We start from the raw sequence: 14,594 nt of genomic DNA, 5'->3' as shown, positions 1-14,594 counted from the left end.
CTCGATGGCTTTTGAAGGGCACGACCCTTCACCTCTGTCACCGATAAAAGCGCCAGCAGGCAAAAGAAGAATAAGGAAATGCTGGTAGGATTATCTTTCGTTTATCCCAACCAGACGCAATCACAAGGGAAGGTTCTTCCACGTGGATCGAATTGACAGAAAGATTCTTGCGCAGCTTCAAGCCGATGGCCGACTTTCGCTCACTGAACTGGCCGAACGCGTTGGCCTGAGCCTCTCGCCCTGTCATCGTCGCGTGCGTGCGCTGGAAGACTCTGGCGTGATCCTGGGCTACCGCGCCCTGCTGGCGCCGAGTGAGCTGGGGCTGAATTTTTCCGCGATGGTGTTCGTCACCTTGCGTGAAGTCACCCGCCAGGCGATTGCAGATTTTGAAGCAGCGGTGATCGAAACCTCGCAAATCGTCGACGCGCAAAGGCTGTTCGGTGACCCGGACTATCTGCTGCATGTTGTTGCAGCCGACCTTCCGGCCTTCCAGCAGCTCTACGATGAGCGCCTGACCTCACTGCCCAACGTTCAACGCCTCACCTCAACCCTCGTGATGAAGCGGGTTATTCAAGACAGAATGCTGCCGTTGTAAGGGCACATGGAAGTGGACAGCTGATTACCGCGGCTAAACGTGTAGGCGCTGACGAGTAGAACGAGGCTGCATTCGACTGCGTAGCCGTCGTAAATCCTGAGTACCGGATTTACGACGGCACACCGCCGTGTCTGAATTTAACGACGACTACGTCGCCGATCGTAGCCTCGCCGGAGCTCGACCGCGACTACAAAATCCAGCATGTTGCTGCGCTCACGCCAACTGCTGGCGCATTGCCAATTCAACCCCGCGGATCTCGGCCAGGCCCTTGAGGCGACCGATCAGTGAGTAACCAGGGTTGCTCTTGCGGTGCTGGTCATCCAACAACTGATGGCCGTGATCAGGACGCAACGGCAAACGTGGGCCGCCCTCGCGTTCACGTCGCAGGTCCTCGGCAACCAGCGCACCGATCACCCCGACCATATCCACATCGCCGCCCAGGTGGTGCGCCTCATGGAAGCTGCGCGGGTCTGCCTCGCGGCGGGTTGAGCGCAGGTGGGTGAAGTAAATGAATGGCGCAAATTGCTTGGCCATCGCCACCAGATTGTTGTCTTCACGCACGCCGTAGGAACCGGTGCAGAAGGTCAGACCGTTGGCCGGGCTGGGGGCTGCGTCCAGCAACCATTGCGCGTCGGCGGCGGTCGACAGAATACGCGGCAGGCCCAGCAGCGCCCGCGGTGGATCGTCCGGATGGATCGCCATGCGCACCCCTACTTCTTCTGCGACCGGGATGACCTCACGCAAGAAGTGCCCCAGATGCTCGCGTAACCTGGCTTCGTCGATATCGGCGTAGGTGCGCAACAAGGCGCGAAAATCGTCCAGACTGTAATGTTCTTCGGCACCAGGCAGACCGGCAATCAGGGTGTTGACCAGTTGCTCACTCTGCTCAGGTGTCAGGTTCTCAAAGTAAACCCTCGCCTGCTGGATATCGTCGGCGCTGTACTCGGCCTCTGCCCCCGGACGCTGCAGGATAAACAGATCGAAAGCGGCAAAAGCGGTCTGGTCAAAACGCAGCGCCCAACCACCGTCGTCCATTTCCCAGGCCAGGTCGGTACGGGTCCAGTCGAGCACTGGCATAAAGTTGTAGCAGACGATATCGATGCCGCAGCTCGCCAGGTTACGCACGCTTTGCTGGTAGTTGGCGATGTACTCGTCACGGCGGCCGCAACCACGCTTGATGTCTTCATGCACCGGGATGCTTTCCACAACCGACCAGGTCAGACCGGCGTTTTCAATCATCTGCTTGCGTGCCGCAATCGCTTCCACCGGCCACACCTGGCCATTGGGGATTTCGTGCAACGCGGTGACAATTCCGGTCGCTCCGGTCTGGCGCACATCCGCCAGCGAAATCGGGTCCTGGGGGCCAAACCAACGCCAAGTCTGTTCCATGTCTATCTCCCTTTTTGTTAGTTATGTGCCGCTAGAGTTTTTAAATGACTGGCCATACCGTTGCGCTCCAATGCGCGATAAGCGCCCTGAACCGCATCGCGAAAATCTGCGCGCGCCGACAGCACGACCGGGAATACCTGCTCCAGATCGAGGAACGCATCTACCCGCTGGGCACCGTCAAAACGCCCGGCCAGATCAGCGAAAGTTGCGCTCAGCGGATCGTCGACCACATGGGCATCTCTGCCGGGCAAGGGCTGTGTGCAGTAGCGAATCCAGGCCGCAATACCCAACGCAATGCAGTCCATGCCGTGCCCCGCATCGAGCAGTTCCTGCGCGCCTTGCAACCAGCGCTGCGGCAGTTTTTGCGAGCCATCCATGGCGATCTGACGCAGTCGATGTTGCAGGCTGTCGTTGGCAAAGCGCGCACACAGGTCGCGGCCATAACCGGACACGTCGATCTGCGGCGGCATATCCAGAGTCGGCGCGGCCTCCTGGGCCATATAGCGCTGGATAAACCGCAGCAGATGAGGATCGCTGATTGCCTCGAATACCGTCTCGTGCCCCGCAAGCAAGCCAATATAGGCCAGCAGTGAATGGCTGCCGTTAAGCATGCGCAGCTTCATGGTTTCAAAGGGCCGCACGTCAGTCACCATCTGCACGCCCTCCACCTCCCAGTCGGGACGGCCTTGGGGGAAGTGATCCTCGATCACCCACTGGCTGAAGCTTTCACACACCACTGCCGCGGGGTCCTGGCAACCAAGTTGCTCCAGACCGCTGAATGCCTGCGCGTCCATGGCCGGAACGATGCGGTCGACCATGCAACCGGGAAAAGCCACGTGCTGCTCGATCCACTGCGCCAGCTCGCTGCCTTTAACCGTCAGCCCCATGACTGCCTGGCGGGTGCGCTGGCCGTTGTCCGGCATGTTGTCGCAGCACAACACGGTAAATGCCGGGATACCTGCCACATGACGCCGACACAACGCCTCCAGCACAATCCCCGGAGCGGTGCGCGGCGTCTGGGGGTGGGCAAGGTCGTGGATAATCGCTGGATCCTGCAGGCGTAACTGGCCCGTGGCCGGGCTCAGGCAATAGCCCTTTTCGGTCACAGTCAGGGTGACGATCCGCGTGCGCGGGTCGGCCATGCGCTGCAACAACAGCTCCAGCTCATCACCGCCATCACCGGCATACAGCGCTTCACGCACCACTGTGATCTCACGCAACGTCACCTGTTCACGGTCACGATACTCGGCCACGGCATAGCGGCATTGTTGCGCGCGCAACTGCTCGACCAAAGCGCGATTGGAACGCAGGTTGGCACTGCACACCCCCCACTGGCTTTCACCGTGACGATTGAGGTTGCGCTGCAAATAGACCGCCTGGTGGGCGCGATGAAACGCCCCCAACCCCAGATGCACGATGCCGATTTCAGCCGCGGTTGGGGCTGAAGGAACGCGTTGAACGACAGACATCAACCTTCTCCTCAAGGGTGGCTCAGGGCCGAACGTGGCACGGTTGCTGGCGGCACGGACTCATCGATCACCGGCAGCGGTTTGACATAGCGCGCCACACACACGGCTCCGATGATGGTCAGCAGCCCCGCCAACAGGAAGGCACTGGTGAACGAGCCGCTGAACTGCACCAGAAAGCCGGTCAGGGTCGGGCCGATAATGCCCGAGGTATTGGCCAGCAAGTGCATGAAGCCACTGACACCACCGACGCGAGCGGCAGGCACCGTGTCCTGGATGATTGCCCAGTAGATCGCACCGGTGAGGTACAGAAAGAACACCGCCAGAGCCACCAGCGCGACCGCCGGATACAGGGTTTTGACGATCCCGGCAAAGCCGATGCACACCGCACACGCCAACAGACAGGTGACCAGCACCACTTTGCGCGAAAACATCATTCGCCCGGTTTTCTTGAACACAAAGTCGGAAATAAAGCCGCCCAGCGCCAGGCCAAGGAAGCCCAACACCCAGGGAATAACCGTGGCGATACTCATTTCTTTGACGTTCAGGCCGTGGGCCATGGTCAGGTAGCTGGGGAACCAGGTCAGGAAGAAGAACAGCGTGTAGTTGTACGAGAAGAACGCCAGCGAGGTGAACAACACTGTCGGTTGCTTGAGGTAGTAACGCAACGGATGAACCGGCTGAGCCGCCATCGCGCTCTGGCCTTCGCCCTGGGCAATTTCTTCGGCGACCTTACCGGTAGGCTTGTCCTTGACGAACTTGTACCAGACCGCAGCCCACACCAGGCCCACCAACATGATGATGACGAACGAGATTTTCCAACCGTAGCTGATAGCGATAAAGCCCACTACCGGCCCGGAAATTGCGCCACCCAATGGGGTGCCGGACATCGAGGTGCCCAGTGCCCGCGCCCTTTGTTTGGGGGTGTACCAGTTGTTGACCATCTTGCTCGTGGTCACGCTCAGTGGGCCTTCGCCCATGCCGAACAGGATGCGGATAAACACCAGCGACATGAAGCCGACGGTCAATACCGTCAGACCACTGAACAGCGACCACAGCACCATGGCCAACAGCAGCGTGGTTTTCGCGCCGTAGCGGTCGGCCGCCCAGCCGCCGATAAAGTTGAATGCCGCATAACCGACGAAGAAACTACTGAAAATCATGCCCATTTCACCCGTGGTCAGACCGTAGTCTTTCTGGATGAAGGGGGCTGCCACGGACAATGCCGAGCGATCCAGGTAGTTAATAACGCCTGCCAGGAACAGCATGATGATGACTAACGTACGACCTTGACCAAACATTGGAACCTCCCGCTTGTTGTTTTATTCGGTGAGGGTGCCCGCTGGGGCACGTGTATCTGTGTGCGGTACGCAAAACTCGTAGCAGCTGCCGAAGGCTGCGTCCGGCAGCGAAGCTGTCGTAAGGTCAGGCTCCTGGGTGTATCAGGCAAACCTGGAACTCTGGATTTACGATTGCTGCGCAACCGAACGTAGCCTGCGGCAACTGCTACGAAATCTCCTTGGCGCTCAGTTGCACCAGCACCTTGCGAGTCTGCTCGGGGTGGTTTTCGATCAACGCGATCGCCTCCGGCATTTCATCGAACTGGATGCGGTGGCTGATCATTTCCTGGACCTGCAACTTGCCACTGGCGATCAGCTCGATCACCCGCGCGAACTTGCGGTTGTTAAGGCGCGAACCGACCAACGTCAGTTCTTTCTTGATCATTTCCAGCTGCACCAGATCGGTTGGTGTGGTGCTGAAACCCAGTAAACCGATACGCCCGGCCGATGAGGCTATGCGCACCATTTGTGGCATCAGCGCCGGAATGCAGGCCGCATCGACAATCAGCGGCACGCCTTCGCCACCGGTCAGTTCGCGCATCGTCGCCTCAACGTCCACGTCCTTGCCGTTAAGGGTGCGGCTGGCGCCAAAGGCGCGGGCGGTTGCCAGGCGTTCGTCAATCACGTCGGTCACAGTAATGTCGGTCAGCCCCAACGCACGGGCCATTTGCACCAGGGTCAGGCCGATCACGCCAGCGCCGTAAATCAGCAGGCTGTCGCCGGGGTGCGGCTGCATGCGGTCAAGCACGTTCAGGGCGATGGAGTACGGTTCCACCAATGCGGCATGGCTGAGAGACATGCTCTGCGGCAGGCGATGGACATTGCTTGCTGGCACGCAGACCTGCTCACTGAAACCACCGTCGCGGTGTACGCCAATCACTTGCAGTTGGGTACAGACGTTGGGCCGATTGATGCGGCACGGGTAGCAGGTACCGCAGCTGATCACCGGATCGATGCACACGCGGTCGCCGACCTTGATCTGCTCCACGTCCGCGCCGACGTCGCTGACCACGCCAGAGAACTCATGACCGATTACCCGGGGGAAGCGCACAAAGGCGTTCTGCCCGTGAATGATATGCAGGTCCGAGCCGCAGATACCGGCATAGGCCACGTCAACCTTGACCTCATTGCGCGCCAGTTGCGGGGTATCAACCTGGGCCAGGCCGAACTCAAAGGGAGCTCTTACTTGAAACGCTTTCATCGGGTAACTCCTGCCAAGGCATGACGCCCAGTTTTTTATAGTTATTTAACAGTCGTGCTAAACGCTTTTAAGCCGTGCTTACCAGTGCCACAGCGTGCCGTCTTCGAGTCGATTGACCGGCAGGCTGGCGCGCTTGTAGGGGTATTTGGCGGCGAGTTCTTCATCGATATCCACGCCATGCCCCGGAGTTTCACCGGGAGTGAAATGACCGTCTTCAAAGCGATAGGCGTGAGGGAAAACCTCATCGGTCAGCGGGTCGTGAGGCATATGTTCCTGAATGCCAAAGTTGGGCACCCAGGTATCGAAATGCAGCGCCGCCCCCATGGTGACCGGCGACAGATCGGTGGCGCCATGGAACCCGGTGCGAACCTGATAAAGCGCAGCAAAGTCGGCGATCCGGCGCACATGGGTAATGCCCCCGGCGTGGACCAGCGTGGCGCGGATATAGTCGATCAACTGTTCCTGAATCAGCTCGCGGCAGTCATGAATCGAGTTGAATACTTCACCCACGGCCAATGGCGTGGTGGTGTGCTGGCGAATCAGGCGGAAGGCTTCCTGGTTCTCGGCCGGGGTGCAGTCTTCGAGCCAGAACAGATTGAACGGCTCCACGGCCTTGCCCAAACGCCCGGCTTCAATTGGCGTCAGCCGATGGTGGACGTCATGCAGGATGTGCAAGTCATCGCCAAAGCGTTCGCGTACGGCGGCAAACAGCTTGGGCACATAGTTGAGGTATTTGGCGGTGTCCCACACATGCTCGGCGGGCAGATCGCTGTCGGCCGGTTCATAACGTTCGCCACTGCGCTTGGCTACGCCATAGGTGGTGGCGATGCCCGGAATCCCGCATTGCACGCGAACCGCCTTGTAACCCAGTTCAACATGGCGGGCGACTTCGGCCAGGCAACCTTCGATGTCCTTGCCCGTGGCATGCCCGTACACCATCACCCGCTCGCGGCTCTTGCCGCCGAGCAACTGGTACAAGGGCATATTGGCGGCCTTGGCCTTGATGTCCCACAACGCGACGTCAACGGCAGCAATCGCGGTCATTGTCACCGGGCCACGACGCCAGTAGGCACCGCGGTACAGGTATTGCCAGATGTCCTCGATACGCTGGGCATCACGCCCGATCAGCGCTGGCAGCACGTGCTCTTCGAGGTAGGCAACGACCGCCATTTCCCGGCCATTCAAAGTGGCATCGCCGATACCGTAGACACCGGAGTCAGTGACAATTTTAAGGGTAATCAGGTTGCGACCCGGGCAGGTGACGATCACGCGCGCTTCAACGATTTTCATGGGCTCAGGCCTCGGCGACAGAAGAAAATACAGGCATGTACAGACTCGGCATGGCGGCTGCGGGGATCAGCGCACCGGGATGCTGCACCACCTCGGCGGCCAGCGTATGACCCCAGCGTGCAGCGTGCTGCGGCTCGCCGCCTTGCAAGCGACAAGCAAGGTAAGCCGCACTAAAGGAGTCGCCTGCCGCCGTGGTATCGACGATCTGACGCACCCGTTCTGCAGGCACCTCGAAACGACCTGCGGCACACTGGATCAAGCACGAATCCGGGCCACGCTTAAGGGCCACTTCACCTACTCCGAATTGTTCATAGGCGCTGAATAACGCCTCGTGATCGGCATAACCGAACAACGCGGCATCATCGTCCCAGGTGATCAGGGCCAGGTCGGTCAGGCGTAGCATGTCGCTGTAGGCCTGGCGCGCGGAAGCCGCATCGGGCCACAAATGGGGACGGTAGTTGTTGTCGAAGACAATGCGCGTGCCGCCCTCACGGGCCAGGCGCAGGGCCAACATCAGGCGTTCGCGGCCGCCGGGGGTGAGGATCGCCAGGCTGATGCCGCTCAGATACACATAGTCATAATCAGCCAGGGCGCGCAGTACTGCGTCCGCTTCAGGCCCGTCGAAAACCCGCCGGGCGGCGGCTTCGCCACGCCAGTAGGCAAAGCGACGCTCACCCTGGTCATCGGTCTGGATGAAATACAGCCCAGGCAGCGCATCCTTGATCACCCGCACATGCTGATCACCGACCCCTTCGTCGCGCCACAACTGGCGCATGGCGTCACTGAACGTGTCTGCGCCGATGGCGGTTACATAGTCGGCAACAATCCCGTTGCCTGCCCCAAGACGGGACAGATAGACCGCGGCGTTGAGCGTGTCGCCGCCGAACGTCTGGCTGAAAACCGCACCCGGCTGGCCGCGCATCTCAATCATGCACTCGCCCACCAGTGCCACCCGCAGGGGCTGGGTCAAATTGGCCTGTGGGCAATGCCCGAGGGTTACCGTCATCACTGCGCGCCTTGTTTTTATGGGTCGCTTTGCGTCAACGCAGGCACCGGATGGTGACCTTGCGTCGAGCTGTTTATTATTTTCGGAACGGCGTTTCATTTTTTGCTTGAGGCCGAGTTTAATCAAATTCCTTACACCGTCAAGAAAAATGAAACAGCGTTTCGTTCTCCTACGGTATATCCTTGTTTTTTTTAAAATTGCGTTGGAGCCTTCATGGACAACAGCACCACCCAGAACAACGAACTGGTCTCCGCGGTCGGCCGGACCATGGCTGTACTTGAAGCCCTGGCCGAGCATCCCGAAGAAAGTGGCGTGTCAGAAATCGCGCAAAAACTGGACATGTCAAAAAGCACGGTTTACCGCTTTTTGCAGTCACTGAAAGCCCGTGGCTATGTGGTTCAGGATGCCGAAGATCGCTACCGGCTCAGCGTGCGACTGTTCGAACTGGGCGCCCAGGCCCTGCCTCATCTGGATATCGTGCGTGAAGCAGAACCGGGCATGCGCCGCATCAATGAACTGACAGGCGAAACCGTGCACCTGGGCATCCTCGACGAAGGCAGCATCGTCTACGTGCACAAGATCGACTCCAAATACAATCTGCGCATGTACTCGCGCATCGGCCGCCGCGCCCCGCTGTACTGCACCGGGATCGGCAAGGTGCTGATGGCCTGGCTGGAAGAAGATGAGTTGCTCGCGCACTTGCGCGAAGAAAGCTTCGAACGCCGCACCGCCAATACCCTCACCACGGTCGAGTCGTACCTGCAAGAACTGGCGGTGGTTCGCGAGCAAGGCTATGGCGAAGACCATGAAGAGTTCGAAGACAACATGCGTTGCCTGGCAGCTCCCATCCGCGACCGTTTCGGTCACGTCATTGGCGGCATGAGCGTGTCCTTCCCATGCTTTCGCTTTCGCGAAGAACTGAAACAGGACTACGTCAAACAGCTGATGGAGGCTTCGCAGCAGGTGTCGAGCCAGCTGGGGTGGCATCCGGAGTAATCGCAGCCATCGTGATCGTGTAGTGGTGTTCACGATGGCCGCCCAAGCAAATACGAATAAAACGCATATGCGGTAACCACCTTGAATACGATAGACTTTCCGCTGCCAAAACATCGGCAACGGACCAGCCTCTCGTACAAGGATCGTCATGCTCAAACACACACTCCCCGTCGCTCTTGCCGCCTTGCTGCTCACAGGTTGCCAGTCCAACGCCAGTGCCCCCGACAAATCGCCCATACCCACTCCCGCCCAACAGAAGGAGCAGGCATTGCAACGTGGGGTGTATGAAAAGCTGGTCAGTAGGGTTCTTGCCCGAGAGGGCGACCTGGCCAATAGCCAAGGACGGGATGGCAGCTTCAACCTGATGATCACCCTCGATGACAAGAACCGCATCATCGGGTGCGACACTCAACCCAACAAGAAACTGGATGAGAGGTTCTACCCTTACAACCGCAAACTGGCCAGGAACCTGGTATCGATTTGCTGGACGGCTGTGTTCCCCGAACTGCCCTCGTCGCTGATCGACCCTAAAAGAAAGACTGCCAAGGTCGTAGCGCCAGTAGCGGTTTACCCACTGACCGGGCTGTCCGCCGAGGCACGCACACAGCGCGCAGCGGTGTTGCAGGACAAGGCGCAAAACGACTATCTGTTCAAGCAACTGCTCGCTCCCCTAAGCCGCGAAGCCGCGATTGCCGGTTTCAAGCCAAAGAAAACACCGACCAGTAAGGTGCTCGAAACGCCCAAAGGGATAGACAGCATCGCCAACTCAAATGCCCACCCCGATATCACGGCATACAGCCAGGCCAGCGCAATACCAACGCCCGCTCCCAACACCGCACCCAGCGTACTGAGCGCAAGCGCTTCGACCAGAAACAAATTGCGTATATCCTGGCGACGGGCGCCGATAGCCATCCGCAGACCAATTTCAATACGACGTTCAGAAACATTCATGTACATGACATTCATTACGGCAACGCCCCCCCCCACCAACGTAATAATCCCCAGCGCTATCAAAAGATAATGGAAGGTTTTGTTCTGACGGTTCATGGCGTCAATCATTTGTTGCGCCACTACTATTTCGACAGTGCGTGTTTTAAACGCAGCACTCAAACGCTCCATTACTTGTGGAACGACAAGCTCGATTTTTTGTGCAGGGCCAACTCGCATAATGACATCAGTAATAGCCGCACCACTGTCTACCCGAGCCAAACCTTGAAGCGGCATAAATAGTGAATGATTCGTCAAGACTGGACTGAGCATTGATTCCATAGCGGGTTGCAAAACGCCGATAACCTTGAACAAATAGTTATTGATCTTGAGCCACTCACCCACTTGAATACCGAGGCCGTTGCTACTCAAAGAAGTCGCAACGGTGTGACCGAGCACAACGACGTTATCGTCACGATCAAACTCATGTAGAAAACGCCCACGACTGATTGACAGCTTTAGTACTTCAATCAAAGCCGGCTCCGTCCCGACAATTCTCACATCAATATAAAGACGATTGAAACCGGCCTTGCCCGACACTTCCGAAACGGGAGCAACCATCAAATGCTGCAAATCCAACCCGCGGATATTCGCAGCATCCATCCCGAGAAATGAATCTTTAAATCTCTGTTCATCATTCAGCTTGGCAAACAGCGTATCAACCCCCATACCCTGGAATATTTTCGCAGCCTCCTGGCTTGTGTTATGGCCAACATTAATAACCGCCACAATAGAACCACTGCCGATTACAATGCCTAACAACGCCAATACCGAGCGCTTGCCCATCGTACGAAAACTGTCGATGGCATCTTCAACTACCTGAGTCACCGCAGGGGTTATCAACCGGGTTAAAAAACTCATGCCTTGAGTTCCACAACGACACCACCGCGCACTACCACCTGGCGCTGCATTAGCCGCGCAATACCCTGGTCGTGGGTCACAATCAATAACGTCACGTTCTTTTCTTTTTGTATCGACAGCAGCAGCTCCAGAATCTCACTGGCTGTCTGGTTATCCAGACTTCCTGTCGGTTCATCGGCCAATATCAAGGACGGCTCGCCTACCAGAGCACGCGCGATGGCCACTCTCTGCTTTTGCCCACCTGACAGGTCGGCGGGTTTATAACCGGCGCGCTGCGCCATACCCACCCTCTGCAACATGCACATTGCATGTTCAAGGGAGTGCGCTCGATCCATCCCGCGGTACCGAAGCGGCAATGCCACATTCTCGATAACTGTCAAACGGGGGATTAGATTGAAATTCTGAAAGACAAAGCCGATTTGCATTTTTCTAATGGCTGCCAACTCATCATTTCGAGCGTTTGCAACCGAGCGTCCCATAAACAGGTACTCACCCGCATCTGCAACATCCAGCAGACCTACAATATTCAACAGCGTACTTTTACCGGCCCCCGAAGGGCCGATAATGGCACAGGTTTCCCCCACCCCAACCTGAAAATCGACCTGACTGATAACCGGGTTCAACTTTCCAGCATGACGGTAACTTTTACTTACGCCTCTCATTGAAATGCAGTTTAAATCGTGCATAACAACCACATACCTTTGCGCAATAGAGACAGGGCATTAACTGCTGAAATACAACATTTAAACATCGTGACAAGCCATGCACTTAAACCGTACCCAGCACACTATACTGTGCACTCTTCCTTCCCGATGATGCACTGACAAGAAAGAGCACACAGCCCAACACTATAAACATCAGTGCAGGCAGGCACTACTTTCTTAGAAGTAGACCGAGCTAGTGTAGCAACGTGGATCAGTCCCTGACTTATCGAATACAAACTCGACGACTAGCTCGCCTTTTTTGCTGGCAACCACGAAGTTACTGCGTGTCAAAGCCACACTATGCCACTTGCCGTCCTGAATCATACTGTCCCTAGAGGGGGCCCTGTGCTCATTGCGAGCAAAGTTCGGCGCTGGGCTAGCGTAAAGATTCACATTAGCCTTGTTGCCGCCCTTCTGACCGTTAAGACGGGTGATTTTGTAGCTTGTAAGATGCACCCACCTACCCGCCTGAAAATGATTCCCCACCTTTCCTTCAGCAACACCGACAAAGTTGCCTGACTTGCAAGTCAGCGAGAAGGTTTTTTCCTGGCCTACGCCCACAGAAAGGGTTGTTGCAAAGCTGGCGGTTGCCGGCAAACATACGAGAGACATTACTACAGCGAGTTTCTTTAACGACAACTTGGACATGACGCGCTCCTGGTTAAATGTAGACAAAATTTCCTGGTGGAATTCAGCCTGAGCATTTGACCATTCGCACGCAGTTAGTAATGTAGGATTTTCCTTAACGCACTGAAGGGCAAGGGCCACATAAAAAACTCCAATAGAGAATATTATCCGCACATGTGAAATCTTCTTTCCAAGCCAGCGCTATCCAAATCCAGACTTGAATCGCAGCCATAAAAAAACCCCGCGCTTCTCTCGAAGGCGGGGTTTTTCAGTCTGGCTTTCTTAGTGTGCGTAAGTCAGCAGCAACTCGGCAGGCGCTTTGAAATCCAGAGACATCATGACGCTCAGGGCGGTGATGGTGAAGATCGAGAACACGAACAGCTTGCGTGCCCAGACCTTGTCGTCGACGGCCTTGTAGCCGGTCCACGCCATGTACAGCCAGTACATGCCCATCGCTGCTGCCACGGCCATGTAGCTCATGCCGGCGTAACCGCCGAGGGTGAGCATCAGGGTCGCGATCAGGAACGCGAGGATGTAGAGCAGGATGTGCTTCTTGGCAACCTTGATCCCGCGCTTCACTGGCAACACCGGAATCGATGCAGCCAGGTAATCGTTGAAGCGGAAGATCGCGATGGCGTAGGAATGCGGCATCTGCCACAGGCTGAACATCACCAGCAGGGTCAGTGCGGCCATGTCGAAGCTGTTGCTGACTGCGACGTAGCCGATAACCGGAGGCATCGCACCCGACAGACTGCCAATCAGCGTGCCGTGAACCGACTTGCGCTTGAAGTACAGGCTGTACAGACCAACGTAGATCACGAAGCCGATCGCAGCGAACAGAGCCGCCAGCGGGTTGGCCACGCGATACAGCAAGTAAAGGCCGGCGCCCCCCAGCAAGGTGGCGTAAATCAGCGCCACCTTGAGGGAGATCAGGCCTTGAACCAGTACGCGGTTCTTGGTGCGGTCCATCTTGATGTCGATATCGCGGTCAATGCAGTTGTTGAACACACAACCGGACGCGACTACCAAGGAGGTGCCGATTACCGCGGCCAGGAACAGGGCAAGATCGAAATGCCCCTTCGAGGCCAGGAAAAACCCACCTGCCACAGAAAGCACGTTACCGAAAATGATCCCCGGTTTGGTGATTTGGATAAAGTGCTTAAAGGACATCGGGTCTTACCTCACTTCGCCATCATTTCAGTGTGGATGCTGAACATGATCCACAGGGACAAGCCCACCAACAGCACAATAACCAGGGCTGCGAATATCAGCGCCGTGACGTTGTTGCGTTGTGCAGGCGAGCGGTCCAGGTGCAGGAAGTACACCAGGTGAACAACCACTTGCACCACGGCGAACAACAACACGATCGCCAGGGTGGTGAATTTGGGCAGCGATGGGTACATCACCAGCCCGAACGGAATAACGGTCAGGATCACCGACAGGATGAAGCCGATCGCGTAGGACTTCACGCTGCCGTGGTTGGCGCCGTCGGAATGTGCGTTAGCCATTACAAAGTCCCCATCAGGTAAACAACGGTGAATACGCAGATCCACACCACGTCCAGGAAGTGCCAGAACAGGCTCAGGCAGCTCAGACGGGTCTTGTTGGTCGAAGTCAGGCCGTTTTTCTGCACCTGATACATCATGATCGCCATCCAGATCAGACCGCTGGTCACGTGCAGACCGTGGGTACCGACCAAGGTGAAGAACCCGGACAGGAAGCCCGAACGGCTAGGGCCGTAGCCTTCGGAGATCAACAGGTGGAACTCGTTGATTTCCATGGCGATGAAGCCTGCACCTAGCAGGAACGTCATGCCCAGCCAGAACAGCACCTGCTGCTTTTTACCCTTGAACAACGCCAGCATGGCGAAGCCGTAGGTGATCGAACTGAACAGCAACAGGGCAGTTTCACCCAGTACGTATGGCAGTTCGAAGATGTCGTGGCCCGACGGGCCACCCGCTACGTTGTTAACCAGAACTGCATATACCGCGAAGATCGACGCGAACAAAATGCAGTCGGTCATCAGGTAGAGCCAGAAACCAAAAATGGTTGTCTCGCCCGCGTCGTGGTGTTCCTCGTGCTCATGGTCGTGACCATGAGCGTGTCCAGCAGTGGTCGCTAAGTTCGACATG

14 protein-coding genes are annotated in these 14,594 nt (G+C 57.1%); 2 read left to right on the top strand and 12 right to left on the bottom strand.

The window, feature by feature from the left end; genetic code table 11:
• Positions 1-142: 142 nt before the first annotated feature.
• Complete coding sequence (locus V6L79_RS07520) at positions 143-595, top strand: Lrp/AsnC family transcriptional regulator (RefSeq protein ID WP_261741040.1); 453 nt, start codon at positions 143-145, stop codon at positions 593-595.
• A 213-nt stretch (positions 596-808) separates the two neighbouring features.
• Here V6L79_RS07520 and uxuA read toward each other — a convergent pair whose 3' ends face one another.
• From uxuA to V6L79_RS07490, 6 genes are all read right to left on the bottom strand, one after another.
• Entirely contained in the window at positions 809-1,984 is a 1,176-nt protein-coding gene (gene uxuA, locus V6L79_RS07515; RefSeq protein ID WP_338580013.1) for a mannonate dehydratase, read from the bottom strand.
• Between the two features lie 17 nt (positions 1,985-2,001).
• Positions 2,002-3,453 carry a mannitol dehydrogenase family protein gene (locus V6L79_RS07510; RefSeq protein WP_338580012.1) on the bottom strand — a complete coding sequence of 484 codons (1,452 nt, stop codon included), beginning with the start codon at positions 3,451-3,453 and terminating at the stop codon, positions 2,002-2,004.
• 11 nt (positions 3,454-3,464) lie between these two features.
• Positions 3,465-4,751: an MFS transporter gene (locus V6L79_RS07505; protein WP_261741037.1), complete on the bottom strand. Its 1,287-nt coding sequence runs from the start codon at positions 4,749-4,751 to the stop codon at positions 3,465-3,467.
• A gap of 205 nt (positions 4,752-4,956) precedes the next feature.
• The gene (locus V6L79_RS07500) at positions 4,957-5,991 is read right to left on the bottom strand and encodes a Zn-dependent oxidoreductase (protein WP_338580011.1); all 1,035 of its coding nucleotides are present in this window, start codon (positions 5,989-5,991) and stop codon (positions 4,957-4,959) included.
• A 78-nt stretch (positions 5,992-6,069) separates the two neighbouring features.
• The gene (gene manD / locus V6L79_RS07495) at positions 6,070-7,281 is read right to left on the bottom strand and encodes a D-mannonate dehydratase ManD (protein WP_321835860.1); all 1,212 of its coding nucleotides are present in this window, start codon (positions 7,279-7,281) and stop codon (positions 6,070-6,072) included.
• A 4-nt stretch (positions 7,282-7,285) separates the two neighbouring features.
• A complete protein-coding gene (locus V6L79_RS07490; RefSeq protein ID WP_261741034.1) occupies positions 7,286-8,287 on the bottom strand; it encodes a sugar kinase in 1,002 nt (333 codons plus the stop codon).
• A gap of 213 nt (positions 8,288-8,500) precedes the next feature.
• Here V6L79_RS07490 and kdgR point away from each other — a divergent pair, with 213 nt between their 5' ends.
• Positions 8,501-9,283 (top strand): DNA-binding transcriptional regulator KdgR, encoded by a 783-nt coding sequence (kdgR, locus tag V6L79_RS07485; RefSeq protein ID WP_321835859.1) that lies wholly within the window; start codon positions 8,501-8,503, stop codon positions 9,281-9,283.
• A 642-nt stretch (positions 9,284-9,925) separates the two neighbouring features.
• On the opposite strand, the gene V6L79_RS07480 is transcribed toward kdgR, so the two are convergent.
• The 6 genes from V6L79_RS07480 to V6L79_RS07455 all read right to left on the bottom strand — a co-directional run bounded on the left by V6L79_RS07480 (position 9,926) and on the right by V6L79_RS07455 (position 14,593).
• Positions 9,926-11,131: an ABC transporter permease gene (locus V6L79_RS07480; protein ID WP_338580010.1), complete on the bottom strand. Its 1,206-nt coding sequence runs from the start codon at positions 11,129-11,131 to the stop codon at positions 9,926-9,928.
• The gene (locus V6L79_RS07475; RefSeq protein WP_321835854.1) at positions 11,128-11,817 is read right to left on the bottom strand and encodes an ABC transporter ATP-binding protein; all 690 of its coding nucleotides are present in this window, start codon (positions 11,815-11,817) and stop codon (positions 11,128-11,130) included. Before V6L79_RS07475 ends, V6L79_RS07480 begins: the two co-directional genes overlap by 4 nt.
• Positions 11,818-12,012: 195 nt before the next feature.
• Complete coding sequence (locus tag V6L79_RS07470) at positions 12,013-12,483, bottom strand: hypothetical protein (RefSeq protein WP_338580009.1); 471 nt, start codon at positions 12,481-12,483, stop codon at positions 12,013-12,015.
• A gap of 261 nt (positions 12,484-12,744) precedes the next feature.
• Positions 12,745-13,632 carry a heme o synthase gene (gene cyoE, locus V6L79_RS07465; RefSeq protein ID WP_261741025.1) on the bottom strand — a complete coding sequence of 296 codons (888 nt, stop codon included), beginning with the start codon at positions 13,630-13,632 and terminating at the stop codon, positions 12,745-12,747.
• An 11-nt stretch (positions 13,633-13,643) separates the two neighbouring features.
• Positions 13,644-13,970 carry a cytochrome o ubiquinol oxidase subunit IV gene (gene cyoD, locus V6L79_RS07460; RefSeq protein WP_261741024.1) on the bottom strand — a complete coding sequence of 109 codons (327 nt, stop codon included), beginning with the start codon at positions 13,968-13,970 and terminating at the stop codon, positions 13,644-13,646.
• Positions 13,970-14,593, bottom strand: coding sequence for a cytochrome o ubiquinol oxidase subunit III (locus V6L79_RS07455; protein ID WP_037031938.1), 624 nt, complete (start codon positions 14,591-14,593; stop codon positions 13,970-13,972). The genes cyoD and V6L79_RS07455 overlap by 1 nt, the downstream gene beginning before the upstream one ends.
• Between the last annotated feature and the right edge of the window lies 1 nt (position 14,594).

Source organism: Pseudomonas sp. ML2-2023-6, assembly GCF_037055265.1.
Taxonomy (GTDB): Bacteria; Pseudomonadota; Gammaproteobacteria; order Pseudomonadales; family Pseudomonadaceae; genus Aquipseudomonas; species Aquipseudomonas kulmbachensis.
Note: the sequence above shows the minus strand (reverse complement) of the source record. Positions and strands in the feature narration are given on the sequence as shown.